Genomic DNA, 24,595 nt, shown 5'->3' with positions numbered 1-24,595 from the left:
TAGCTATCGGGATAAATCCCAAATTCCAATTTTCAAACTTGGAATTTGGGATTTTTTATTTAACTTTTTTAAGATTGTAAACTCGGTTTACGCAGTAGTTTTCCGTTTTCATTTTCTTTAAATTTCGGAACAAAAACAATTTCTTTTGGCTTTTCAAATTTCCCTAAAACATCAAAAAAATCTGGTGCAAAATCTTGTTTTTCGCCTTCAATCACTAAAATTAATTTTTCGCCTAAAGTCGTATCCGGTACACCAGTCACAAAAAAACGGCTGTTAATTTTGCCAGTTAACTTCGCCTCTATTTGCTCAGGAATAAGCTTTACTCCTCCGCTGTTAATTACATTATCAAATCTTCCTAAAAAACTAAACTGATTCTCATTTACTAAATCTACTAAATCATTAGTAATAATAGGTTCATCAGAAATTGAAGACACATAAATAACCAAGCAACCACGATCATCTTTTTCAATCTTTACATTTGGCAAAATTGAAAAAACACTTTCCCCTACTCTTTTGGCTGCAATATGAGTTATGGTTTCTGTCATACCGTAAGTCTCATAAATCTTCGTTTTTAAAGGCAATAATTTTTCTTCAAGTGAACTGTCAATTTTTGCTCCTCCAATAATTAACTTTTTGATGTTTTTTAATTTTTCAATTGAATTTTGAACCTGTAATGGCACCATTGCTACAAAGTCATATTGCTTGTTATTATAAGCCAAAGGCTCTGTACTTGGCACAACAACATCAAGTTCTAAACCCAATATTAAACTTCGAACCAGCATCATTTTTCCTGCAATAAACTGAGTCGGCAAACAAAGTAGTGCTTTATCTCCCGGTTTTAAACCAAAGAAATCTCCTGTTGCCAATGCCGATTGAATCATTGCTTGTTTCTCAAGTCTAACCAACTTAGGAAGACCAGTTGTTCCAGAAGTTGTCATTTCGATATAATCCTTATGATCAAACCAATCCAGAAAAAATTCACCAATAGATCGTTCATATGCATCGCCTTCTTTGATAAAACTATATCCAATTTGACACAAATCGGCTGCATTCAAATGATAACCGTCTAATTTAAAATAATTGTGTACATTTTTATGTGTTAAGTTTTGCATGATTGTATTTAATTTGATAATTCTGTTAGATTAATTTTACCCGTTAATTTCTCTTTCCAATTGGTCCAATTGTATTTTTTACTATAGATAAAAAGTAATATCGGATACACCACTACAACTGGAAAAATGACATCAAAACCTGCCGAAGGTTCTGATAAATCAATAAAAACTGAATGCGTCTGAAAAACCGTCCAATCTGAAGTAACCAATAAAGCTCCCACAAGATTATTAGCGGCATGAAAACCTAAAGCCAGCTCCATTCCATCATCCATTAGTGTAATAATTCCTAAAAACAAACCTGTTCCTATATAATACACCATTATTATGTATCCCATTTTTGTAACCTCTGGATTTAAAATATGCATTAATCCAAATATTAATGAAGTCATCATAAGCGGAAACCACTTATTCTGTGCTAAATTTGCGAAGCCCTGCATTAAATAGCCTCTAAAAACATATTCTTCTGTACTTGTTTGAATAGGAATTAAAATGCCGCCTATAACTACTAAAATCAAAAATGGAATCAGCTTAAAATTCCACACAAATTTTTCAGGCGCTTGAAAATACAAGACAGAAAAACTTGCAATAGAAAAAACCGACCATAAAATAAAAGAGAACAAAATACGGCTCCAATCGACTTTTTTTCTCCCTGTTGTAACCGACAACATCGTTTGATGATGTATGTATTTTACAACAAAATAAACACCTGCTAGAGCAAAAACAAACGAAATCATTATTAAAAACAAAGTAAGATTTGGTTCAAATATTTTTAATGCCGCATCATTATCCGTTGGAAAACCAGTTTTATCTGAGAAACTTTTCCAAAAAACAGCAATCGTAAAAGGCACCTGTCCTACAAATGAAGCTGTAATAATAAAAACAGATCCTAAAAGATACTTCCAAAATTTATTTTCAGGTTTAACACCTTGCTCTAAAAACATATATTTAATTTTTTAAAATGAGAATTCTATTTAAATAGTAAACCCTATTTTTGTTATTGCTAAAATACCGCTTTTTTTAGAGAACCTATTTCAGCACACTTTAAATATAACAAAATGATACAAATTTATCACAATCCACGCTGCGGAAAATCAAGAAACTGCCTCGCTTTTATTGACCAGACAAATCAAGAATATGAAATAATTCCATATTTAACTGAAACACCAAGCTTTAGTGAATTAAAAGAACTTCTTGAAAAATTAAACCTTCAGCCCGCTGAATTGGTTAGAACCAAAGAAAAAATTTGGATAGAAAACTATAAAGAAAAAACATTGACTAATGATGAAATTATTCAAGCAATGACAGATAATCCAATTCTAATTGAACGTCCAATTGTTATAAAAAATGGAAAAGCAATTATTGGGAGAGATTTAGATAAAGTGGCTTCTTTTTTAGATTAATACTAAATACCAAATTAACATTTTTTTATGATCTTATACTTTAAACCAAAAGCTACATTTGCGGTCTAAAGAATCAAAGAAACCAAAAAAAAAATGAAGAAAATCAAATTCGCTGTAATCCTTGTATTGCTTTTTACAAGTTTTTACAACTATGCACAGCAGGGACCGCCTGCAAAAAACAAGGTAAAAGTTACTGGAAAAGTTTTAGAAAAAGTAAGCAAACAACCGTTGGAATATGCAACAATTTCAATAACTGCTCCAAACGATACTAAAGTTATTGCTGGTGGAATCACCAATCCCAAAGGTGAATTTGATGTTGCAGTTGCACCGGGAATTTATGATATTAAGATTGAATTTATTTCGTTTAAATCAACTGAATTAAAGCAAAAAAGTATTAAAGGAGATACTAATTTAGGTGTTATAAATTTATCTGAAGATGCAGCTCAATTAAATGAAGTTGTTGTTCGTGCAGAAAAATCAACAGTAGAAATTAAACTAGACAAAAAAGTTTATAATGTTGGTCAAGACATGATTGTAAAAGGCGGAACTGTTAGTGACGTTCTAGACAATGTACCATCAGTTTCTGTTGATACTGAAGGAAATGTAAGTTTAAGAGGAAGCGACAATATCCGAATTTTAATTGATGGAAGACCTTCTAATGCTATAAATGTTGCAGAGGCTTTACGCCAGCTTCCTGCAGATGCAATTGACAAAGTTGAAGTTATCACAAATCCATCAGCGCGTTACGATGCTGAAGGAGGATCTGGAATCATCAACATTGTTCTTAAAAAAGGTAAAAATCAAGGTTTTAATGGAACTTTTATTGCTTCTGGCGGACTTCCTGAAGCCTATGGATTAACAGGAAATCTAAATTATAAAACAGAAAAATTAAACTATTTTACTACTCTAGGCTATAACCACAGAACTAATGAAGGAGGTGGTTTAACCAACACCTCTTACTACAATGCTGATGGTACACCAAAAGGTTTCTTAGATGAAGATCGTGATACCAAAAGAGAATCTGACGGATTTAACGGAAGAGCAGGAATCGAATGGACTGTTGCTCCAAATACTTTCTGGACAAACGCCATCAATTACCAAAAAAATTCTGGAGACACCAGAGATTTAATCAATTACAGTAATTTTGACTCAAATAGTAACCCTACAGGTAATTCGTTTCGTTTAAATAACGGAGAAACCAATAGTCAAAATGTAGAATACACTTCGAATTTGATTAAAAATTTCAACGATAAAGGACACAAACTTACAGCTGATTTATCTATTTCCAGAAACACAGATAACAACAGCAGTATTATTACCGCTTCTCCAAACTACAATACAACACTAAACGATCAAGTACAAAAACAAGTTCAGTTACAGGCAGATTATGTATTACCTTTAGGAAAAGGCGGTCAGTTTGAAGCGGGATATAAAGGAAGCTTTGGTGATTTAAATAATCAATACTTCGTTACAGATGATTCAGGAGCAAAAGATCCAAACTTATCAAACACTTTAGAATACAAAGAGAATATTAATGCTCTTTACACACAATACGGCTTTAAAGTAAAGAAATTTTCGTATTTGTTTGGTTTACGTTGGGAAGACACCAATATTCAAGTAAACTTATTAGACAACAATGATTTCAACACTAAAAAATACAACAACTTGTTTCCAAGTGCTTTTATCAGTTATGAAATTTCAGATCAAAGCAACTTTACAGCAAGTTACAGCAAGCGTTTAACAAGACCAAGAGGTCGTTTTATGAATCCAGCTGTTAACTACTCAAGTAATGTTAACATTTTTCAAGGAAATCCTGATTTAGATCCATCATTAACAGACAAATATGATGTTGGTTACATCAAGCGTTGGGACAAAGTAACTTTCAATACTTCAGCTTATTTTGAAGATACCAAAGATGTTTTCAGCTTTGTTAGAACTCCAAACGGCGAAGAAGTAAATGGAATTCCTGTTATTTTAAGCAGACCTATAAACTTAGGTAAAGAGCAAAAATTTGGTTTTGAATTTACTTTAAATTACACTCCGTTTAAATGGTGGAGAGTAAACAGCAACTTCAATCTTTACAACGTAAAAACAACAGGAGAAAATACTTATGTTGACACTAAAGGCAATACAGTAGTACAAAATCTTGACAATCAAGCAAATTCTTGGTTTGCAAGAATCAACTCTAAATTGACTTTACCATACAAAATTGACTGGCAATTGAATGCTACTTACAATGGCGAACAAAAAACTGCACAAGGTAAAAACTTAGGTCAATTTGGAATGAATACTGCTTTAAGCAAAGATGTTATGAAAGATAAGGCAACAATCGCTTTCAACATCAGTGATATTTTCAATTCAAGAATTATGAGATCGTACACTTACCTTCAAAATGATACTACACTTGAAAGTCAGAGATCATATGGAGAAATGCAATTTCGTAAACGTCAATTTAATTTATCATTTACTTATCGTTTTAACAAACCTAAAAATGATAGAGAAAAAGCACCAAGAAATGACGGCGGCGGTGACGGCGGCGGCGATTTCCCAGGATAATCTATATTAAACTCCAATACTAAAAAATCCAAATTCCAATTTTTCAAAGTTGGAATTTGGATTTTTTTATTTTAAGTCTTTCACTAAGCTGTCCAACTTTCCTAAAGTTTAAAATTTTGATAAAGTTCTAAACTCAAAGCATTGGAATTTCCTTTTTTGGCGCAAAAAAAAAGAACCCAAAGGGTTCTTTTTTATGAAATCAATCTAATATTAAATTGATTGTTCTTCTTGTCTTTTTTTGGCTCTTTTTTCTTTGAACATTTCCCAGCTTGCTCCCGTAACCCAATAAGATACGAAACCAACTAAGAAAAACATTAACCAAAACCCTATAGTTAGTACGGTTAAGAAAAGTAAAAAGCCTAAGTACTGTGAAAATTCAAACATGTTTTCCGGAATTTTTGAATGTTACGACAAATGTAGGTTATAAATTCTTCCTTGGCAATAAAATCTAAATCAATTTTCATGAAATAACATTTATACGTATATTTATATTCATTTTAAATAAGCTTTTTTCAAAAATATTATTCAACTCTCTAAAGTAGAACAACATGAGTATTTCCAGGAGCTGAAACCTGCTGTACGCTGTATCTTTTGTGTCGAACACCGCCACAAAAGGATGTCGCTTCCATCAGGGCTAGGGCAATCATTTTCAAAAGAAACACATGTTTCAAACAAAAAAGCAGCACATTTTACATTTCACATTAACCGAATACATTTTACAAACAACATATTTACAACAAAATGAAATACAGAATAGAAAAAGACACCATGGGCGAAGTTCAAGTCCCAGCCGATAAATATTGGGGTGCACAAACAGAACGTTCTCGAAATAATTTTAAAATTGGAAATTCTGGATCGATGCCGAAAGAAATCATCGAAGGATTTGCCTATCTAAAAAAAGCGGCCGCTTATGCGAATTACGATTTAGGTGTTTTAGCCATCGAAAAAAGAGATGCTATTGCCGCAGTATGCGATGAAATTTTGGAAGGAAAATTAGACGATCAATTTCCATTAGTAATTTGGCAGACAGGTTCAGGTACTCAAAGCAATATGAATGTAAACGAAGTAATTGCAAATCGTGCACAAGTTCTTAAAGGCTTTGAAATTGGCGAAGGCGAGCAATTTATCAAAGCAAATGATGATGTTAATAAATCACAATCATCAAATGATACTTTCCCAACCGGAATGCATATCGCTGCTTACAAGATGATAGTAGAAACTACAATTCCCGGAGTCGAAAAACTGCATGCAACACTGACCAAAAAAGCTATTGAATTCAAGAATGTTGTAAAAATTGGCCGTACGCATTTAATGGATGCCACTCCGCTTACACTCGGTCAGGAAATTTCAGGCTATGCGGCTCAACTTGCGTTTGGACTAAAAGCATTAAAAAATACTTTAGCACATTTATCAGAAATCGCTTTGGGCGGAACAGCAGTTGGAACAGGATTAAATACTCCAAAAGGTTACGATGTAAAAGTTGCTGCATATATTGCAAAATTCACGAACCACCCTTTTATAACTGCCGAAAATAAATTTGAAGCTTTGGCTGCACACGATGCAATCGTTGAAACACATGGCGCACTAAAACAATTAGCAGTTTCTTTAAACAAAATTGCAAATGATGTGAGAATGCTGGCTTCTGGACCGCGTTCTGGAATTGGAGAAATTCATATCCCAGAAAACGAACCCGGTTCGTCTATTATGCCTGGAAAAGTAAATCCAACACAATGTGAAGCTTTAACAATGGTTTGCGCTCAAGTAATTGGAAACGATATGGCAATTGCAGTTGGCGGAATGCAGGGACATTATGAGTTAAATGTTTTTAAACCAGTTATGGCTGCCAACTTTCTGCAATCAGCACGTTTACTTGGAGATGCCTGCGTTTCATTTGATGAACATTGCGCACAGGGAATTGAACCAAATTATAAACGAATTAAAGAATTAGTAGACAATTCTCTTATGCTTGTAACAGCACTAAATACAAAAATTGGTTATTACAAAGCAGCAGAAATTGCTCAAACCGCTCACAAAAACGGAACAACTCTTAAAGAAGAAGCAGTTCGTTTAGGCTACGTAAAATCAGAGGATTTTGACGCCTGGGTTAAACCTGAAGATATGGTTTAATTTTTTTGTTTCAGGTTTTAAGTTTCAAGCTGAAATATCGAACGAATAAAATGAATTAAAAAAGGGGAGAAAATTTAAAATTCCCTCCCCTTTTATAATAACCTGAAACTTGAAACCTGAAACAAAAATTCTTATTTACCATCTACATAATCCTGTAAATAGCTGAATCTTTCAGTTAGTTTACCTTTTTCAGTGATTTTTGCACGTTTTAAGATTCCATCTTTATCTCCATTGAAAAAAGCAGGAATTACATGTTCCATAAATTGTTCTCCGAAACCTTCACTAGCATCTTTCGGAATTTCACAAGGGAGATTATCTACTGCCATCACCGCAACAGCAGCAGGATGAAAGAAATCTACTTCTCGATCTTCCAAAGGAAAATAACCATACAAAGGTTCCGCAATGGTCGACGAACGAATGGTACAAGCGATTGGTCCATTAACATCACATGAAATATCAGCTACAACTTTCAACTTGCAATCACTCGCATTCAACATTTCTTTTGTCAAAATCATAGGAGCATTGTTAGCATAAAAATGACCTGCAAAATAAATATCTGAAACCTTAGTAAATCTCTCAAAATCTGAGGTATATTCTTCTGGATGATTTACAAAATCTTTAAAATCTAAAACTTGACCATCAAGTCTTTTATTATATTCTAAAACATCCAGCTGAACATAAACAGCTTGTGCATATTTTTTAGTCAAATAATTATCAATCGTAATTTCTTTTACTTTAATAGCGTCTAAAATTTCTTTAGCTCCGCTGCCCACTTTTCCAGTTCCAGTAACGACAAATTTCAAAGCCGGCATCGTTATACGCTTTAAATGCATAATCAAAGCATCTTTTCCAGAAAGAGTTTCTGCCTTAGGAAGTTTAAACAATTCAAACTTTAATCCAAAAGCACGAATTCCATTATAAACTCCAACCATTCCTGCATATTTTCCGAAACCAATTAATCGATGATCATTTGCATCAACAATCGTTTCATGGTCGTACAAATCAATATTCTTTTCTAAAATTGCCTGTAATAGTTTTCTATTATAAGGTTGTTTTTTGATGGTATGAGAAAAAAAGAAATAGGACTTATTTGGAATTAAATTTTCAACAGGAACTTCTTTCACGCCAAATAAAACATCACAGTTTGAAACATCATCGGAAACTGTAATACCTATACTTTTATATTGTGTATCCGAAAAAATCCTAATATCAGAACTCTCTACCTCTACGACTGCTTCATGATACTGTTGTTTCAATTTAGCCAATTCATCTGGAGCAAATACTACACGGCGATCTGGTGGGTTTTTTCTTTCTTTTATAATTCCAAATTTCATTCAAACAAGTTTAAAACATTAATTAATATAACTTTTTACATCGTTTTTGTTTCAAATATAACAAATTTCGTTAAAGTTTTGTTGTAAAAATACAATTTAGAATGTTTAAAAACCGTTTAAAGCTGACTAGCAATCGACTACCTAAAACAATTGTTAATTTTAAGTTAAAGAAAGCTGATTTGTATTCAAAAAACGGCCTAACATAAATATTGAATTCTATATATTTGTTTTTAAAGAACGATGCAAATGATTTTCCTTAAAAAGACAAAGATACCACAAATACTTTTTTCAATACTAGTTTTAAGTTCGTGTGGTAAAGACAAAAAAACAGATACAGCTACTACCTCAACAGTCGAAGATACATTACCTAAAATGAAGCCTTTAGGACCTGAAAAGAAAATATCACAGGCCTATAAAAACTCGGTAACGGGCAGAATAAATCACTTTTACAATAAAAACTGGCCAAACAACAGCATGAACGGCAGCTTTTTGGTTGCTAGAAATGGTCAAATTATATTTGAAAGATACAACGGTTTTGCTAATAAAAATGAAGGAACCAAAATTACTGCCAATACTCCTGTACAAATTGCTTCGGTAAGTAAGGTTTTGACGGCTACTGCGGTTTTAAAATTGGTAAACGCCGGAAAAATAGACTTAGATCAAAAAGTAAATACAATTTTAAAAACGTTTCCATACGAAGACTGCACAATTAGAATGCTTTTAGATCATCGTTCTGGAATGCGCAACTATGCTTATTTTACAGACAGAGATAAATCAGTTTGGGACAGACATAACCAGTTAACCAATAAAGACATTCTAGATATTTTGGCTACAAAAGATATTGGACTAGAATCAAGAACAGGAACTCGTTTCAGCTACTGTAATACTAATTATGCTATGCTGGCACTGATTATAGAAAAAATCACAGGCCTTAAATATAAAGAAGCGATGTCTGAAATGATTTTTAAACCTTTAGGCATGACAAATACTTACGTTTTTGATGATGACAAAGACAGAAAAAAAATTGTTCCATCGTATAAAGGAAACGGCGTTGAAATTGGTTTTGATTATCTAGATAATGTCTACGGAGATAAAAATGTTTTTTCGACTGTACGTGATCTTTTAAAATTTGACCGAGCTAGAAACTCACCAGATTTTTTAAAACCTGAACTATTAAAACAAGTTTATACGGGATACAGCAACGAACGTAAAGGCACTAAAAACTACGGTTTAGGAATTAGAATGATTAATTGGGAAACAGGACAAAACTTCTATTTTCATAATGGCTGGTGGCATGGTAATACTTCATCGTACATAACTTTGATGAAAGAAAATGTAACGATTATTGCTTTATCTAATAAAATGAATAGAAACACTTACGCTGTTCGTAAATTAGCACCGATCTTTGGAGATTATCCTTTTAATTTTAAAGACGAAGAGTAACAAAATTTTTCTGAAGAATTTAATCGATAGTAAATTCAAATAGCATAAATTTGCAAACTCATTTTTGGGGTCGACTGGTTTTGACAGCAAGTCGAATTGAACAGTAAGCACGTCGAGCATTGAGACCTTGCTCGTAAATATAAGATCTCACACTTTTACACGGCGAAAATAATTACGCTTTAGCTGCATAATCCGAATCATAGTAAGATTGCGCCACGTCTCTACAAGGTAGAGAAGCTGGATTCTCCTAGAAAGCCTTGGTTTGTGGCGTTCTGTCAAGGGGAACCGTAAAAATAAACCTAGATTTCCATGAGCTTCGGGTGGATTTCGAAAATTAAGAAGATAAGTGTTGGGTGGTTGTTTCTGGCCTAGCTCAACAACGAAAATCTAATCAGGAAATAAGCGTGTAGAAAGCTCTTTAGTTGCTTGTTTGGACCCGGGTTCGATTCCCGGCGACTCCACTATAAACCCCTGACAATCAGGGGTTTATATTAAATAATCAAAAAAAGAGAACAAAAAGAGAACAGATTTAGTAAATAATTGATTTAACACTCCCGCAAGCATTTTAATTTTAAAACAAATTAAAATGAAATCAATTTATTCAACTCCAAAGATTGTCAAATATGACGATCTTTCTAAGCCGTGGTTTGTCTATTTCAGATACAACCAAAAGCTTTTCCGTTACAAATTCGGAATTAACTACATTAATAATTACAAAAAAAGGCTAATTGAAGCAAATTCAATTAGAGACGTCTTACATGACAAATTAAGAAACGGCTGGAATCCAAACATACCCGATGTAGTTAATAATTTTAAATCAATGACCTTCAGCGAAGCTCTAGATTTTGCACTTGAAAAGAAAGCAGCATATTTAGAAAAAAAAACATTTTGCGGTTACGAAAGCACCGTTAAGTTTATCAAAAATGCTTTACCGTCCACAAATCTAAAGAACTTACTTATTTGCGACACAAAAAGAGCACATATTAAACTCCTTATTGAAAAAACAATGGAGCAGAGAAAATGGTCAAATAAATCATTCAACAAAAACTTAGGATATTTAAAAGCAGTTCTCTCAGAACTAACACAGTGGGATATAATAGAAAATAACCCAGCACATGGTATAAAATCATTAAAAGTTGGCGAAGTAACAGCTTTTACTCCAGCTACTGATGATGAAGTAAAATTAATAAAAGAAAAAATACTTTCAGATTTTCCAAGCTTCTACCCCTACATTATTTCAATTTTTCACACTGGAATCAGACCTGAGGAACTTTTACATATTCAGATAAAAATGATAGATTTAAACAAATCACAGATCATTCTGCCGCCCGAAATAACAAAAACCAATATAGAAAGAATCGTACCAATAAATCAATTCTTAAAAGCTTATTTTGAAGAAATGAATTTATCACAACAGAATAAAAACTTTTACGTTTTCGGATCAAATCGAGAGTATTCAAACAGAGGACTTAAAAAAGATTTAGACTTTGTACCAGGACCACGAAAATTAAGCCGACACTGTGCTTCTAAATTATGGAGAAAACTGATTAAAAACCAATTAGAAATAAATGTAGATATGTATTCCCTTAAACATCTTGGAGCAAATAAAAAAATTCTAGCAGGTGTAGAACTTGATGCACTTAGAGAACTATATGGTCATACCTCCAAAATGATGACTTTAAGATATGCAAAAATCATTAAAGAGGTCAATCGACAACAAATACTTGAAAAATCACCTGATTTTTAAAACCATAACCCCGCTTCAACTAGCGGGGTTATTCATTTTTCTTTTTACTATTTATAATTATTTTTTCAGCCCAGCCAATTTTATTTTCGTCTAATTCAGCTTTTCCAACTCGACTATATTTTTGATCATATCTTGCTTTAACAATTATTCTTTTTCGATACATAACCAAATAGTAAAAATCAAGCTTACTATTTTCTCTTAATTGCAAACCACCACTAACGTGTTCATACCTAAATTTTAAATAAATTAAAACTTTAGCCAAATCTAAGGTATCATCTTTTCCTAGATACCAATACAATAAATTACCATGCTCGAGCAAAATTTTAAGCGCTCTATACCCTCTAGAAGTAACTTTCAGCTTAGAATTCACAAGTATATATGCATCAACTTCCAATTCCTGTTCTACTGTCATAACCTAAAATATTTATCTACAAAATTATTACAGATTACAATATGCAGTTGTCCTAAATCATAACAAAAAAAAAAGCGATCCATTTCTGAAGCGCTTTTCCAACTAACCAACTAAATAAAAAAAACTATTTTTTCTTTTCAATTTTCATAATCCGGCTTTCTCCACATTCGTCAAAGTTTGTAGATGTAAATTCTTTTTTACCTAAAAGGCGGGTTTTAATACCTAAAAATTTCCATTGGCGGCGCTGCCAATAAACAACACCGTCCGATTTATTATTAAATTGACGATCAGTAACTGCAACTTTTAACTTTTGACCATCAAATAAAGCAATTCCTTTTACTGTCATACATTCAGTTGTATCAATCCACGATTGCTGTTTCGGAATACTATTTTTAATTGCATCAATTAATCCTGATATATCAGTCTCTCTTTTTGATGTATCACGATATTTTAGTGTTTGTGACACCAAACTTTCAATTCTGTTGATTTTTATATTTGCAGCTTCAAGTTTTTTCTTCAGCTCAGGATCATTATATGTAATATGTTCCTCTATCTCTTTAGATGACAACACTTGATTTGAAAATCTTAAACTATCATACTTTCTCAACCAACTTACATTCTCACTTTGACGCACATTTTCGGCTCTATAAAATTCTTTGTCCTTATAAATCCAAACGATTCCAATAACTAAAACTATGGCAGCAAATATTTTTACATTACTCCATATCAAACTCAAAGTAATCATGGATGAACAAATATTACGTTTTTATTTTTTCTGACACGTTTCATTACATTTCCTCCATTACTATCATTCCCAAAACTAGTATTCCCTTCAATTGTTTGAAACTCTTTATCATTAACCCACTTAACAAACAAACCTGTATGATCGTACCTGCCATCTGCATTCCAATCAAAAAAAACAATATCACCTTCAACTGGTTTACTTGTCGTTTGATTCATTTTTTTAAAATATGCTACAGCAGTTTGACATCCTGCATAACCTTTCAGAAAACCAATTTTTGGTAATTGAGATCCTGCCTGCGCATAACACCAGGAAACAAATATACCGCACCAAGCAACCCCATCTAAACCAAACCATTTACCATATTTTGTTTTATTAGAATTAGCAGGCTTTTCAGTTTGTCCAATTTCTTTTTCTGCAACTTTTAAAATCTCGTTCATAGTTAATCCTCTTTAAGTTCTTTTTTCACATCCTTATACACTCCAAATATTTTTTTCAAAATTTGCCAAAGATTAAATCCACATCTAGGTAAATTTTCATGAAAAATCGAAAACATTTCAATAAAAAAGAAACCCATCAGCGCAATCGTAGCCCATTCAAATTCAGCATCTGACAATCTACTGTATTTGAAGTTTTTTAAAAACAATATTTGCTGAAGCTGAATTAATATTAATGGCAGTCCTAAGTAAACAATCGCCTTAACAACCATTTTTTTTGCCTTTTCACTTGAAAAGCCTTCACCTTTTCCAAAAAACCAACGTTCTTGATGATCACTTTTTTTCCAATCAAAATAAGAAGCAAGCAATCCTGAAGCTAAATCAGCCAAAAAAGTCCAAAATAACAACCAGCACATCCCCTCAAACGAAACAACTAGCTTAGTAACAGCTATAACCGGAACAACAGGTACAATAAAAATTGGCTTTTTAAATAAAAAAGCTAAAAGAGAAAATTTTGGAATCGAAAGAGCAATTAATGTTTTCATAATATTTTTAAACTACATTATTTCTAATAATCATTTTTTTTTAAGCACAAGACAACTACAAAAAACCTCCCATCAATTACAGGAAGGTTTTTTTTACTATTTAATCTTCGCTAAAATTTGAGCCTTTGCTAATACTATAATTGTACTGCAGCTCTCAATAAAACTCTTTAGTGTTTGATGATCAGATGGATCTAAATCAAGTTTTTTTCCAGCATTTAATTTTACAGCCCAATCCCAAAATTTAAGAGAATCTCCAGTTGTCGATTGAGACAATAATTGAGCTACTAACTGCCCCATATTATTGTTTTCCATTTGCTTACCGTCTAACCCTACAAAATTTGCGTTTAAATTGATTTCCATTTTTTTTATATTTAATTATTAATTATTTATTTCTCTACCCAAGAAGTCCAAGTTCCTGCATCTTTTACTCTTACATACATTTTGCCTTTAGGTGTACCTGTCGTATAGGTAATTCTTTGAATCCCATAATCATTAGAATCTTGTTTAAATGATTCTAATATAGCCAAACCACTACCAGCTCCAAAATCTATTGACAATGTACTGGCCACGGAACTACTCAACACTGGTGTGTCATTAAATAACACATCGACATTTGTTCCAGTTTTCAGGGATACCCCTGTGGTCGAAATAGTACCGTTTACTTGTAATCTATCGATTCCGTTGTCTGTAGGTGTCCCTACTAGTACTTTTCCACCACCATTACACACAGTAAGGTTATTACTGTTACCTGTGTGTTGTAAATATAAACCGCTGTATCCTGTTGGAGATAGTCCATTAATTACCTCATTATCTCCTATACCAACTCCATAGCCTGACGGTTTTCTAACTTGTAACTTATCATTTCCTGTATCTGTTGTAGTTCCTATTAAAACATTGCCAGTTCCTGTAATTCGCATTCTTTCAATAGAAGAACTTGCTGTTATGTCACCCGACGAAGACGTTTTAAATATTAAAGCAGCACTATTATACCAATTAACTCCATCTGCTACTGAAGATATCTCTGCGAATAGATTAGGATAGACCGAAACACTAAAACCATAAGTACCAAAAACGTTACCATTTACAGGGTTTGTAATTGCAGAACTAAAAGCACCGTTAGTATGAACTTTTTGTTGAGGATTGGTTACACCTATTCCCATATTTCCATTACTCGCGATTCTCATTCTTTCCAATGAGCCTTGATAAACTCTAAATCCTCCTGATGCGGAATATTTTATCAATGCCCCAAACTCATTATCTTCGGGTGTAATTATCCTTGTTATGTCACCATCATATACTAGTCCTTTTCCAGCAGTTGCAATAAAATTACCATTTGCAGAAACATCACCTACTTTATTAACTGTAAAGGTTGTCGCTCCTTGATTTCTACCCTCGAAATTATTCCCTGATCCGCCTACACCTGCAAACGCTACGATAGCGGGTTGTGAATTTGAAGAACTCCCTAATATAGCAGGGGTAGCATTTGTTGAAAAAGTAACAGCATAAAGAGCTGCTGAACTTCCTAAAAGATCAACCTGTTTACCTGTTCCTGTGTTACCTGTTTTTGTTCCTGAGAAATTCTCATTTCCTGTAGTATGTAAAAAACTACTATTTCCAATAGTTGTCCCGTTACCTAGTAAAATATCACTTGCCGAAGCTCCTGTCTTTACGAATGAGTTAGCAGTAAGATTTCCCAAATAATCAGAGCTTAAAACCTCTCCATTATTAACACCGAGTGACATTAACCTAGAGGTATTCCCTGTGCTGTGATTTATTCTTAAACCTATTCCATTAGTAGCATTTGCAAACAGTGCAAAACCTGTATTTGAGTAACCAGCAACTCCTATCCCGCTCCCAGTATTCTGACCTCCTAATGCTTGAGAGTTTAAACTATGAGACACAATAAGCTGCCCTGTTTTAGTTTCAGCTCCGCTTGTATGTATGACGTTTGCATCATTAGCTGGTGTGAAACCAATATTATTTTCTGCAACTGCCCAATTAGCATCTGTATTACCAGGAGTGTTTACCAAAGCTCTAACAACATCACCATCGTTTACAGTTTTAGTACCAATAGTCGCTGTAACTCCAGTACCTAAACCGCTAATCATCCAAGCATTTCCCTTTATAATTGCTCCAGCAGTTCCGCTTCCTCCTGTAGATGGATAAGCATTTGAATTAGTATTAGGATTGTAGTTTCCTCGATCATTCCATAAGCCAACCAATAATCCATCAGCATAAGCTTTTGTAGCAAAATGATTATTTGCAGTTGGATTAATTCCTGATACAGCTCCTGTAAAAACACCTGTAACTGCTGATATAGATTTACCTGTTATATCACCGTCTGAATTAATTGTAGAAGTAATTGCTCCAGAATTTCCACCCTCAAATACTAATCCTGTAGAGGTAGATCTGCCTTTAAAAACAGTTTGTGAATTTGATGACACTCCGTAAAAAGCAGGAGTGTTATTAGTAGTCAATGTATTAGCAGATACTACACCATCAGTTCCTAATAATGCTAATTGTTTTCCTGCTCCATCTACCCCAAGTTTAACACCTGAAAAACTTTCATTGCCTGTTTTGTGTAGCACAGTATTATCATTAGCTTTTAACAATAAAGCTGCATTAACAGCATCAACAGTAGGATATTTTACACCCGTTCCATCTACTATTAGTGAGTTTTGTTTATTTACAATCAATTCAAAATCATCGGCTACAATTGATCCTGTGATAGCTGCCCCATAAACATCAATAACCCCAAGCTTGATCGTTCCGTTTGGAAATAAATTTGGCTCAGTTGCTGAAGTCGGATCTTCATTACCTTTAAAAATATTGTAACCTCCTGTATTATTACCAAGCAAAACATCTTTTCGATAATAACCATCAGTTGCTGCATCTAAAACTACATCATATACAGGATTATCCAAGAACTCAATTTGTGCAATTCGCCATTCAAAAGCATCAGCATCAACATGAACATTTAAAACACTAGTCTCTATATTACCTCTTTTCAAAACAGCATCAGGACTCTGAATGGTCGTAATTCTGCTATTTAAATAAGCAAAATTATCATTAATCATTTGACCAGCTTGTCGTGCAGGCGTTCCTGTCTTATCGTTTGGAGCACTCCCTATAAATAAATCCTGTAACATATCTTTCTTACTTATAAATAATAATTATTTTTATCTTCCAGTCTGCAGCTCCTGCTCCACCTATTATTACATTATTTGCAGACGCACCTGATGTCGAATTATACGCCGTCATAATCGTTATCTGATCATTCACCATCACTTTTACAGAATCAATACTTAAGTTATTAAACTGAACCCCTATACCTTGCGCCGCTGTTCTACCGCTGTCAGTAGGATATGGCGTTGGAGCTGTAACTGTTTCTCCCGTTGCAAATCCATTATTAGAATTTTTACATACCAACATCGCAATCGCACAGCTGATAATAGAATTTGCAGGTAAACCTGAAGAAATCGAATAATTTCTATCTACTGTAAAAGATTCAAGAAACAACTCTTTAGACTTAACAACCTTACCTATTTCCTGCGAAACATAATCCATTATTTTATTCTCAACCGCCCTATGACGAAGCGCTGGAATATCTGACGCATCCTGAAGATTCTCTGCAATAAACTGTCTTACTTCATTCTCTGTAATATCTGCCATAATCTTTACTTATAATCAGGTTCTGAATAATCAACTTCTTTATAATCTCTTTTAATTTCAGGAGGAAGCTGTACAATATCAAAATCGAACGTATCAACTATACTATCAAAAGTTACCGTTGTACTATCGAATGTGAATATTCCTGGTTCTGAAATCCCTACATTTTCATTTATGCCAGGAAACCTTCTATTCCCTACTCCTATTCTTTGTATATTTTTTGCCATGTCTATACAATAAATTTTGCTGGTTGATATCTATACGGTACACCTAAAATATTTCCAGCTCCTGATACAAATTCTGCCGAGTTTAAATCAATCCATGAACTACCAATGTTTATAACCGGAAAGCCACCGGATTGAAAAAGCTCAAAAAATATTTCATCAGTAGAGATATATCCAATTGAAAAAGGAAGATCATCGTATGACGCATAATTTGAATTATGAACATAAATATCTACACCGTTTTTTGTTATTTTAAACTGTGTATTTCCAGTATTGTAAGCAAATAAATAAGCCCTTCCTTTTACAATCAAATTAAAATCAGAAGGTATATTCGGATTCACTTTCAATTTATAACGTGCCTGCATATACTCAGCATTTTCCAAAAACACAAGTTCTAAAGTAACTTCATAATCCTTTCTTCTAATTATATTAAGAGTATCAAACGCCGTCGCACCATCACTATCTACAACTGTAATTTTATACTGATACTCATCTTCAGTTAGATTTTTTATCACAGTTTCTAAACTAGTTGGTGAAATTATAATATCACCAAAACCACCTAGTGTTTTTACCCATTGTTGAGAAACAATAAAACCATCAACATCATAAGCAGTTGCCGAAAGTACAACTGAAGTCTGACTATCTTCTAAAACAATATCAACACCTGCATTTACTATTGGAGGAACGTTCGTCGGATCAGTTCCTGAATCACCAGAATCTCTATAAATAGCTCTTGAAAGCGTTAATGTCGTTTTGTTTTCATCCAAATTCCAAGAGCAGTTTGTTACTACAAATTGTTTATCATAGACATACTTAAACAAAATCAAATCGTTAAATTTTACAGCATTCAAAGCCACACAATCCAATTTTTCAGAAGCCTCATTAAACATTCTTCGGATTATATTACAAACTGTTTTTTGATAACGATCAGTCTCAATTTTATAAACAGCATCTGTCCATTGCATCCAAGAAACCCTACTACCTAAAACATCATTATTTTTATACACTTTAACCGTGAAATTTCCAGTTGTGATTGCAAAACCCGTTTTAACAACCATTTCGGTTGCTGCCATATAATTGTAGATCACTTCAAGATTTTCCAATAAAGTATCCTCATACATAACTGTATTAATATTATCCTTTATCAGATTAGCGCCTTTTAAATCAACTACTGAATAAAAATATCCATTCTGAGAAAAACCATATAATACAGGGATTAAGATTGTATTATAATCAATTGTAGCTTCATTTAACTTTGCTAATCGAAACGCCTTACTAAAGGCGGAATCATCATCAGCATATTCTAATTCAACCTCTGTGTCAATCGTAAACTCATCCGAAATCAAATCAGTCACAGTATACGTTTCCTCAAAATTAACTGGAGCAATTGCCAATTTTGTAATTTCAAAACCAACTATATTAGTTTCATAAACCGAGCCACTAGGACGCCAAAACTTCACATCCAGTAACCCATCTTCAGGAACTATCCATTCAAAAGATAATTCAGCTTTTCCGTCTTCAAAAAACAAACTTTCGTTTTCTGGAATCGTAACCTTACGATTTGAAAACACGACTTGATCATTAAGCAAAAACTGATACAACAAAGGATTAACATATGCATTAAGATCAGATGCTTCCATGTTTTTACTCCATTTTAAAATTGAAAATGTAGCAGAAATAGTAACCTTTTGAAACTTATATAAATAGATCTTGTTTTTAAGATTAATAAACTTATTTTCATCAAATGGCGCAACAATAGGAATTCCTCCCAATGGCGGCGGCGGTACGTAATAATCTTTCAGTATTGAATTTGCATAATTCGGAAACACAGCCACACTGTAAAAATCATCGTTACCATTCCAGTCTGTCGAATAGACTTCACCTTTAACGCCAGGCATAACTGACCAACCCTCATTTTTTTCAATTCCTATTGTTTCAGGAAACGCCTGCGGAATTCTTTCATGGCTTACCGAAATCATATTATAAGGCGGGATCATTGTAATGTCAGGTCTAGCTAAAGCTTTTATTCTTTTAAGCAACTTTACTCCGTCAATTTGAGTTAACAAAACACCATTCATATCATAAAGATTAGCAAGATAACTTCTTATATTTCGCTTATTCAATCCTTCAATATTCCAACGATTATCCGCCTGAAAACAAACACACATTATGTCCTTCATTAACTGCTCTAAAACAACATAAGCATCTCGTTTTTTTGTCTTTTTTTCATCTGTATAAAAAGATTTTGTATCAATATAAATTTGATTCCAGTCTTTTTGTTTTGAATTTTCAATTGCTGGATTAAAAAAAACATTCAGCTCCATACTGGTTAATTTTAAACAAGCGCAGATAATATCGATTACACTCTTTTCGTCACGATAATACGATTCAGGAAGGTATTTTCCTTTCAATCTTCCAAGTCCACATACTGCTGTTATACTAACAAATGTCACACTGTTTGTATATGGCTCAGAATATCTATCAGGTACTAAATGTCCACTCCATAACAAAACATCATCGCTCTGATTTCTCAATTCTACTTTAAAACGTATTTCGTTACCAGTAAAAAATCCTATAAATTTTGCATCAACTAATTCACTATGTGCTATATCAAACTCCAAGCTTGTCCCTACAACCGCTAGCTCATCTTTTTTATCACCACCATTCCAAGCCAGGATAATTCCTCCACTAGAAGATTTCTCCAAAACAAAACGATTTTCATCTTTTTCTTGATCAATTATGTCGATATAGTAACTCATTAGCCAATTCGGTTTTTTCTTTCCATTGCTCTTTTATAAATCAGAATAAGACTATCGCCGCTTATTCTCTGTTCAGCGATAATTTCACCATAACCGCCATTATCATTCAACTGACCATACAAACTCGCCTGCTGAGATTGATTTAAGATTAATTCTTTCGAATTAACACGAGCTAAAATCTTATCTCCATAAAAAGAATTCCCACCAACAACACCACCACTTTCAAATTTTGGAATTGAAGCAAACGCCGCTATAACCCCTGCAACAGCCGTAGCTATAAAAGCTGGAGTAGTAAATATTGCAGCCGGACCAGTTGCCGTACCCGAAGCCGTTGCACCAGCGATTGATTGAGACAAAGCCGAAGCCAACATCATTGATATTAACTTTAACACAGTAGAAACCAAACCACCAATAAAACCTTGAAAACCAGTTTTTGCAAGACCCAAACTCTCAACAATACCATCAGATAAAGTAGCAAAAGCATCATTCAAAGCAGGAAGCGCAGCATCAGCAATATTTTTCTTCATTAATGTCGCAGCCGCATCAATACTATTTATTGAGTTTGCAATACCGTTTGCTTTTGCCTGCATTTCAGTTTGAAGCTTTTCGAAACCGCCTGAAATAGCAATCAAAGAAGTAGGATCAAAATTTAAAGCTTTTCCAAACTCCAAACTCTTTATTGCCTTGTCCGCCATAGCCACCTGAACCGCTGTAGTAGCAACTTCATCACGAAACTGTTTTAACTTAGCAATTTCAACATCATAAGCCGCAACAGTCCCATAAGATAAATTACTTTTTTTAGCTTCAAATGGATCTATGTTTTTATGTTTTTTAGCAGTACCTTCTGCAACTACATCTTGTTGCTTTGCAGTTTCTTCTACAAGCTTTAAATTTGCTTTGTTTTTATTATAAATATCAATAAGCAATTCTGCCTCAGAATCATATTTAGCATTCTTACGATCTAGCGCTTCATTCGCAAACTGCATCAAACGATTATTTTCTTCGTAAAAAGCTTTTTCAACTTCCCAGCCTTTTGCTATAGCTTCCTTACGTTTCTCATTATAATCAGCCAAAGCTTTTTCACGTTCAAAACCAGCTTTGATTTTTGCACTTTGATTTTCTTCCAGCAATCTTGCCGCTGCTCTTGCAGTTGCTCCTGAAAGCAAAGCTGTATTATACTTCTCTAAAGAAATACGTGCCTTATCGGTATTGATATTCTCAAGCGTTAGATTACCCAAGTACTCAGGCGAGATTTTATTAATTGCCTTTATCGCTTTCAATCTTTCAGCTTTTGTCTCATTATCATTTCTAGCCGTCAAAAGCAAAAGCTCCAAATTTGCCTTTTGTTCAACAATAGAAGTAGTTGCCTCATCGGTAACCTTTTGAACCAACTTTTGAGAAGCTGTTAGCTCAATTGTTGCTTTTGCAGCATCTTCTGTACGTTCTCTTAAAATCAAGTACGCACCATACAACAAAGCCAACCCAGCTATAACAGGCGCAACAGTTGCCACAATACCCGCCATAGCACCTGATACCAAAGTAAATCCCGAAACAATCGCAGGAACAAAAGCAAGCAAACTACCTATCACAACCAAGAGAGGACCAATTGCGGCAACTAAAGCTGCCACAATTATAATTATTCTTTTTGTAGGTTCACTTAACTCTGTAAAACTCTTAATGATACCATTCACACTTTTAACCAAACGAGTAAATGCAGGAAGAATAACCGCACCAAACTGCTGAGCCAATTGCTTCATAGATTCCTGAAAAATCCTCATTTGATTAGCCGCACCGCCCGAAGTTCTAGCGAAGTCACCTTGAGAATTTTTCGTAACTGACAAAACATAATTATATCTCAAGTTCACTTTTTCAGCTTGAGACATTTCTTTGTAGTTCTTTTTAATGCCTGAGTTCAATGCAAACTGAATTAGATTAACCTCAGTCATTACGATACCCATTTTTTTCAAACTTTCAGTTTCTCCTGTAAAAATGGAAGCCAATGCAGTATTTGCCACATCGATGCTTATGTTTTTAAACGAAGCCAGGTCACCAGCCAAACCTACTAAAGACGTTGACATTTTAGCCGCTTCAGCTCTAGTCAATCCCATTGACGTACCCATATCACCATATGCCGCCGCCATATCTAATGCAGTACCTTCAGCAATACCAAATGTCTCTAAAGACGTTTTTGCAAAAGCTCGCACTTCAGCAGAAGAACCTTTAAAAGCTGCATCAACTTTATTCAAAGATTCATCGTAATCACTAGCAAATTTTATAGAAGCAGCAGCAGCAGCCAAAATAGGAGTAGTCACATAAGTAGACATCATTCTACCTACTTTTTGAAACTCTTTTCCAGTTTTTTCAATTTGGCGTAAAGCGTTTTGCATCTCACTAGAGAACTGCTTTAAATCCACCGAAAAACGGACATTTATCGTTGCTAAACTCGCCATGAAAGTACTGTTTGTAGTGAGGTAAAAGTACTTTTGGACAAAAGTTTAAAAGGGTGAAAGTTTTGCCTTTTACACAAAACAAAAGAGCCAAAACTATATGCTTTGGCTCTTTTTAATCTCGTCTTGTTTTCTATAAAACTCCTTAACCTTTTCAGCTTCGGTTTGCAACCTTTTGGATTCTTCAACCGACATTCCTTCAAACTCTATTTCATCCCAGGGAAACGGCTGTAAATCATGTTCAGTTACTCTTTTAAGATGCGGAAAAGCAGTCGCCCACATAATCTTTCGGGTCATTATCCATCTTTCCTGACTCAAAATTTCTTCGTGCTTTCTTATACCTCGTTCAGTATTTACAAATTCTCTCGGCGTTAGGCTATAAAAGTAATTCACTTTTAACCTAAATTCACCTAAAGCCATTTCTTCTAGTTGATCCCAAGTTAAATCTACTATTTCTTTGTCGTTTGTCCGCTCACTTTCTTCTTTTGAGCTTTTGGCTTTCCCACACTTACACCTTTATCAGGTTGCGGTAATGACTTTGCAAAATCATTCATTACAATAGTCATCACATTTAAAATCTCTTTAGTATTTGTAAAATAAAGATCATCTAATTCATCCTCAGTAATAATTTCTATATTCTCAGGATTTGCCTCGATTGCAGATACAATTAAACTGTTTATGATTTTCAGTTGTTCAAAAGACATATCATCAGTCATACCACCCAAAACACTTATAACTTTTTGCTGAGTAGTAATTAATGTAGGTGTATTCAATTTTTCACCTAATAACCTAAAAACTTTCATGCCGAATTTCAGCACGAAAGTTTTTCCATTTAATTCAACTGTAGAAGAATCCATCATTATGCCGCTACTGTTGATTTTGTGATATTTCCGTTTCCTTTGAAAGCAAACGTACCTTTTACCGCTGAACCATCGTCTGCTGTAATATCGCAGTTAGAAACGTAAGCTTTTCCCGAAATCATCCAGTCACCAACTACATTACCCGAAAATTCAACATCTACTTCAACACCATCAAGATACAACTGCATAACATCCATAAAATCAACAGTTGTTGTAGATGAACTCGCTGGTTTATCCGCCACTAAAGCATCTGCGTTCATATCCCAAGAATAGCTTCCCGGTTCAGAAACTTTCCCGTCTGTATCTTTTGTTGCAATTTCTTCAAAATCTCTAGAAGAAGACCATTTGCAACTTGTAGTGTGATAAAGCGTTTTTCCGTTATAGGAAATTCTCACATTATGTCCTTTATAAATTTGACCTGCCGCCATAATTTCTAATCTTTATTTAAATTAATAATTCCTACGTAAGAAAAGTTTTCCTCAATAAAATCAGGATAAGAACTTACCCATTCGTAGTTTGTTTTTTCTTTTATTATCGCTTCCATTATTTCAGTAAAAGCAATCATTTTTTTATATTCATTTGGACTAAACCAAAAAAACAATGAAAAATTTAAAGCATTTCCATCTTTCGTTAGAGGCGTTTTCTCATTTATCCTATATGTTGTAAACGGTGTTGCCGTTCCCTCTAAAGCCATAATCGGAAAAACCTTATTATCCATAACAGCAGTAAATGCCGTTTGACCTGTTAAGAAAGCAAAAATTTCATCTGACAACTCTAGCAT

At 33.8% G+C, this 24,595-nt stretch carries 23 protein-coding genes and 1 other RNA gene; 6 read left to right on the top strand and 18 right to left on the bottom strand.

Annotated features, from left to right (window positions below; translation table 11 throughout):
- Positions 1-68: 68 nt before the first annotated feature.
- Complete coding sequence (locus B0A75_RS04825) at positions 69-1,112, bottom strand: AMP-binding protein (RefSeq protein ID WP_089053162.1); 1,044 nt, start codon at positions 1,110-1,112, stop codon at positions 69-71.
- An 8-nt stretch (positions 1,113-1,120) separates the two neighbouring features.
- Positions 1,121-2,053: a CPBP family intramembrane glutamic endopeptidase gene (locus B0A75_RS04820; protein ID WP_089053161.1), complete on the bottom strand. Its 933-nt coding sequence runs from the start codon at positions 2,051-2,053 to the stop codon at positions 1,121-1,123.
- Positions 2,054-2,167: 114 nt separating this feature from the next.
- Between B0A75_RS04820 and arsC the strand changes: the two genes are divergently transcribed.
- Entirely contained in the window at positions 2,168-2,512 is a 345-nt protein-coding gene (arsC, locus tag B0A75_RS04815; RefSeq protein WP_089053160.1) for an arsenate reductase (glutaredoxin), read from the top strand.
- Between the two features lie 93 nt (positions 2,513-2,605).
- On the top strand, positions 2,606-5,068 hold the full coding sequence (locus tag B0A75_RS04810; RefSeq protein ID WP_089053159.1) for an outer membrane beta-barrel family protein: 2,463 nt from the start codon (positions 2,606-2,608) through the stop codon (positions 5,066-5,068).
- A 210-nt stretch (positions 5,069-5,278) separates the two neighbouring features.
- Here B0A75_RS04810 and B0A75_RS04805 read toward each other — a convergent pair whose 3' ends face one another.
- Entirely contained in the window at positions 5,279-5,452 is a 174-nt protein-coding gene (locus B0A75_RS04805) for a hypothetical protein (RefSeq protein ID WP_089053158.1), read from the bottom strand.
- A gap of 357 nt (positions 5,453-5,809) precedes the next feature.
- Here B0A75_RS04805 and fumC point away from each other — a divergent pair, with 357 nt between their 5' ends.
- Positions 5,810-7,195 (top strand): class II fumarate hydratase, encoded by a 1,386-nt coding sequence (gene fumC, locus B0A75_RS04800; RefSeq protein WP_089053157.1) that lies wholly within the window; start codon positions 5,810-5,812, stop codon positions 7,193-7,195.
- 131 nt (positions 7,196-7,326) lie between these two features.
- Here the strand turns inward: fumC and B0A75_RS04795 are convergent, their stop codons facing one another.
- Positions 7,327-8,529: an NAD(P)-dependent oxidoreductase gene (locus tag B0A75_RS04795; RefSeq protein ID WP_089053156.1), complete on the bottom strand. Its 1,203-nt coding sequence runs from the start codon at positions 8,527-8,529 to the stop codon at positions 7,327-7,329.
- A 240-nt stretch (positions 8,530-8,769) separates the two neighbouring features.
- Between B0A75_RS04795 and B0A75_RS04790 the strand changes: the two genes are divergently transcribed.
- The 3 genes from B0A75_RS04790 to B0A75_RS04780 all read left to right on the top strand — a co-directional run bounded on the left by B0A75_RS04790 (position 8,770) and on the right by B0A75_RS04780 (position 11,719).
- The gene (locus tag B0A75_RS04790) at positions 8,770-9,972 is read left to right on the top strand and encodes a serine hydrolase domain-containing protein (RefSeq protein ID WP_089053155.1); all 1,203 of its coding nucleotides are present in this window, start codon (positions 8,770-8,772) and stop codon (positions 9,970-9,972) included.
- Between the two features lie 66 nt (positions 9,973-10,038).
- Positions 10,039-10,436, top strand: a transfer-messenger RNA (tmRNA) gene (gene ssrA / locus B0A75_RS04785).
- A gap of 122 nt (positions 10,437-10,558) precedes the next feature.
- Positions 10,559-11,719 (top strand): tyrosine-type recombinase/integrase, encoded by a 1,161-nt coding sequence (locus tag B0A75_RS04780; RefSeq protein ID WP_089053154.1) that lies wholly within the window; start codon positions 10,559-10,561, stop codon positions 11,717-11,719.
- Between the two features lie 28 nt (positions 11,720-11,747).
- On the opposite strand, the gene B0A75_RS04775 is transcribed toward B0A75_RS04780, so the two are convergent.
- From B0A75_RS04775 to B0A75_RS04710, 14 genes are all read right to left on the bottom strand, one after another.
- Positions 11,748-12,131 (bottom strand): hypothetical protein, encoded by a 384-nt coding sequence (locus B0A75_RS04775; protein WP_089053153.1) that lies wholly within the window; start codon positions 12,129-12,131, stop codon positions 11,748-11,750.
- Positions 12,132-12,255: 124 nt separating this feature from the next.
- Positions 12,256-12,876 (bottom strand): hypothetical protein, encoded by a 621-nt coding sequence (locus tag B0A75_RS04770; protein ID WP_089053152.1) that lies wholly within the window; start codon positions 12,874-12,876, stop codon positions 12,256-12,258.
- Positions 12,873-13,313, bottom strand: coding sequence for a CHAP domain-containing protein (locus B0A75_RS04765; protein WP_089053151.1), 441 nt, complete (start codon positions 13,311-13,313; stop codon positions 12,873-12,875). Before B0A75_RS04765 ends, B0A75_RS04770 begins: the two co-directional genes overlap by 4 nt.
- 2 nt (positions 13,314-13,315) lie before the next feature.
- On the bottom strand, positions 13,316-13,855 hold the full coding sequence (locus B0A75_RS04760) for a phage holin family protein (RefSeq protein WP_089053150.1): 540 nt from the start codon (positions 13,853-13,855) through the stop codon (positions 13,316-13,318).
- Between the two features lie 96 nt (positions 13,856-13,951).
- Entirely contained in the window at positions 13,952-14,215 is a 264-nt protein-coding gene (locus B0A75_RS04755; RefSeq protein ID WP_089053149.1) for a hypothetical protein, read from the bottom strand.
- Between the two features lie 26 nt (positions 14,216-14,241).
- Positions 14,242-17,004: a beta strand repeat-containing protein gene (locus B0A75_RS04750; RefSeq protein WP_089053148.1), complete on the bottom strand. Its 2,763-nt coding sequence runs from the start codon at positions 17,002-17,004 to the stop codon at positions 14,242-14,244.
- A 7-nt stretch (positions 17,005-17,011) separates the two neighbouring features.
- Entirely contained in the window at positions 17,012-17,527 is a 516-nt protein-coding gene (locus B0A75_RS04745) for a hypothetical protein (protein WP_089053147.1), read from the bottom strand.
- Between the two features lie 5 nt (positions 17,528-17,532).
- Complete coding sequence (locus B0A75_RS04740) at positions 17,533-17,751, bottom strand: hypothetical protein (RefSeq protein ID WP_089053146.1); 219 nt, start codon at positions 17,749-17,751, stop codon at positions 17,533-17,535.
- A 2-nt stretch (positions 17,752-17,753) separates the two neighbouring features.
- Positions 17,754-20,507, bottom strand: a complete 2,754-nt coding sequence (locus B0A75_RS04735) for a PKD domain-containing protein (RefSeq protein WP_089053145.1) — start codon at positions 20,505-20,507, stop codon at positions 17,754-17,756.
- Entirely contained in the window at positions 20,507-22,957 is a 2,451-nt protein-coding gene (locus B0A75_RS20845) for a phage tail tape measure protein (RefSeq protein ID WP_089053144.1), read from the bottom strand. The genes B0A75_RS04735 and B0A75_RS20845 overlap by 1 nt, the downstream gene beginning before the upstream one ends.
- A gap of 93 nt (positions 22,958-23,050) precedes the next feature.
- Positions 23,051-23,374 (bottom strand): hypothetical protein, encoded by a 324-nt coding sequence (locus B0A75_RS04725; protein ID WP_089053143.1) that lies wholly within the window; start codon positions 23,372-23,374, stop codon positions 23,051-23,053.
- Positions 23,375-23,403: 29 nt separating this feature from the next.
- Entirely contained in the window at positions 23,404-23,814 is a 411-nt protein-coding gene (locus B0A75_RS04720) for a hypothetical protein (protein WP_089053142.1), read from the bottom strand.
- Entirely contained in the window at positions 23,814-24,242 is a 429-nt protein-coding gene (locus tag B0A75_RS04715) for a phage tail tube protein (RefSeq protein WP_089053141.1), read from the bottom strand. Before B0A75_RS04715 ends, B0A75_RS04720 begins: the two co-directional genes overlap by 1 nt.
- A 5-nt stretch (positions 24,243-24,247) precedes the next feature.
- The gene (locus B0A75_RS04710) at positions 24,248-24,595 is read right to left on the bottom strand and encodes a hypothetical protein (RefSeq protein ID WP_089053140.1); all 348 of its coding nucleotides are present in this window, start codon (positions 24,593-24,595) and stop codon (positions 24,248-24,250) included.

The organism is Flavobacterium oncorhynchi (genome assembly GCF_002217355.1).
Lineage (GTDB): Bacteria > Bacteroidota > Bacteroidia > Flavobacteriales > Flavobacteriaceae > Flavobacterium > Flavobacterium oncorhynchi.
The sequence above is the reverse complement of the archived record's forward strand: the minus strand, read 5'-3'. Positions and strand labels throughout refer to the sequence as shown.

What these genes read in the sequence shown, in the direction of transcription:
- B0A75_RS04825 (WP_089053162.1), bottom strand. Translation starts at nt 1,112, where the DNA reads ATGCAAAACTTAACACATAAAAATGTACACAATTATTTTAAATTAGAC.
- B0A75_RS04820 (WP_089053161.1), bottom strand. Translation starts at nt 2,053, where the DNA reads ATGTTTTTAGAGCAAGGTGTTAAACCTGAAAATAAATTTTGGAAGTAT.
- arsC (WP_089053160.1), top strand. Translation starts at nt 2,168, where the DNA reads ATGATACAAATTTATCACAATCCACGCTGCGGAAAATCAAGAAACTGC.
- B0A75_RS04810 (WP_089053159.1), top strand. Translation starts at nt 2,606, where the DNA reads ATGAAGAAAATCAAATTCGCTGTAATCCTTGTATTGCTTTTTACAAGT.
- B0A75_RS04805 (WP_089053158.1), bottom strand. Translation starts at nt 5,452, where the DNA reads ATGTTTGAATTTTCACAGTACTTAGGCTTTTTACTTTTCTTAACCGTA.
- fumC (WP_089053157.1), top strand. Translation starts at nt 5,810, where the DNA reads ATGAAATACAGAATAGAAAAAGACACCATGGGCGAAGTTCAAGTCCCA.
- B0A75_RS04795 (WP_089053156.1), bottom strand. Translation starts at nt 8,529, where the DNA reads ATGAAATTTGGAATTATAAAAGAAAGAAAAAACCCACCAGATCGCCGT.
- B0A75_RS04790 (WP_089053155.1), top strand. Translation starts at nt 8,770, where the DNA reads ATGCAAATGATTTTCCTTAAAAAGACAAAGATACCACAAATACTTTTT.
- B0A75_RS04780 (WP_089053154.1), top strand. Translation starts at nt 10,559, where the DNA reads ATGAAATCAATTTATTCAACTCCAAAGATTGTCAAATATGACGATCTT.
- B0A75_RS04775 (WP_089053153.1), bottom strand. Translation starts at nt 12,131, where the DNA reads ATGACAGTAGAACAGGAATTGGAAGTTGATGCATATATACTTGTGAAT.
- B0A75_RS04770 (WP_089053152.1), bottom strand. Translation starts at nt 12,876, where the DNA reads ATGATTACTTTGAGTTTGATATGGAGTAATGTAAAAATATTTGCTGCC.
- B0A75_RS04765 (WP_089053151.1), bottom strand. Translation starts at nt 13,313, where the DNA reads ATGAACGAGATTTTAAAAGTTGCAGAAAAAGAAATTGGACAAACTGAA.
- B0A75_RS04760 (WP_089053150.1), bottom strand. Translation starts at nt 13,855, where the DNA reads ATGAAAACATTAATTGCTCTTTCGATTCCAAAATTTTCTCTTTTAGCT.
- B0A75_RS04755 (WP_089053149.1), bottom strand. Translation starts at nt 14,215, where the DNA reads ATGGAAATCAATTTAAACGCAAATTTTGTAGGGTTAGACGGTAAGCAA.
- B0A75_RS04750 (WP_089053148.1), bottom strand. Translation starts at nt 17,004, where the DNA reads ATGTTACAGGATTTATTTATAGGGAGTGCTCCAAACGATAAGACAGGA.
- B0A75_RS04745 (WP_089053147.1), bottom strand. Translation starts at nt 17,527, where the DNA reads ATGGCAGATATTACAGAGAATGAAGTAAGACAGTTTATTGCAGAGAAT.
- B0A75_RS04740 (WP_089053146.1), bottom strand. Translation starts at nt 17,751, where the DNA reads ATGGCAAAAAATATACAAAGAATAGGAGTAGGGAATAGAAGGTTTCCT.
- B0A75_RS04735 (WP_089053145.1), bottom strand. Translation starts at nt 20,507, where the DNA reads ATGAGTTACTATATCGACATAATTGATCAAGAAAAAGATGAAAATCGT.
- B0A75_RS20845 (WP_089053144.1), bottom strand. Translation starts at nt 22,957, where the DNA reads ATGGCGAGTTTAGCAACGATAAATGTCCGTTTTTCGGTGGATTTAAAG.
- B0A75_RS04725 (WP_089053143.1), bottom strand. Translation starts at nt 23,374, where the DNA reads ATGGCTTTAGGTGAATTTAGGTTAAAAGTGAATTACTTTTATAGCCTA.
- B0A75_RS04720 (WP_089053142.1), bottom strand. Translation starts at nt 23,814, where the DNA reads ATGATGGATTCTTCTACAGTTGAATTAAATGGAAAAACTTTCGTGCTG.
- B0A75_RS04715 (WP_089053141.1), bottom strand. Translation starts at nt 24,242, where the DNA reads ATGGCGGCAGGTCAAATTTATAAAGGACATAATGTGAGAATTTCCTAT.
- B0A75_RS04710 (WP_089053140.1), bottom strand. Translation starts at nt 24,595, where the DNA reads ATGCTAGAGTTGTCAGATGAAATTTTTGCTTTCTTAACAGGTCAAACG.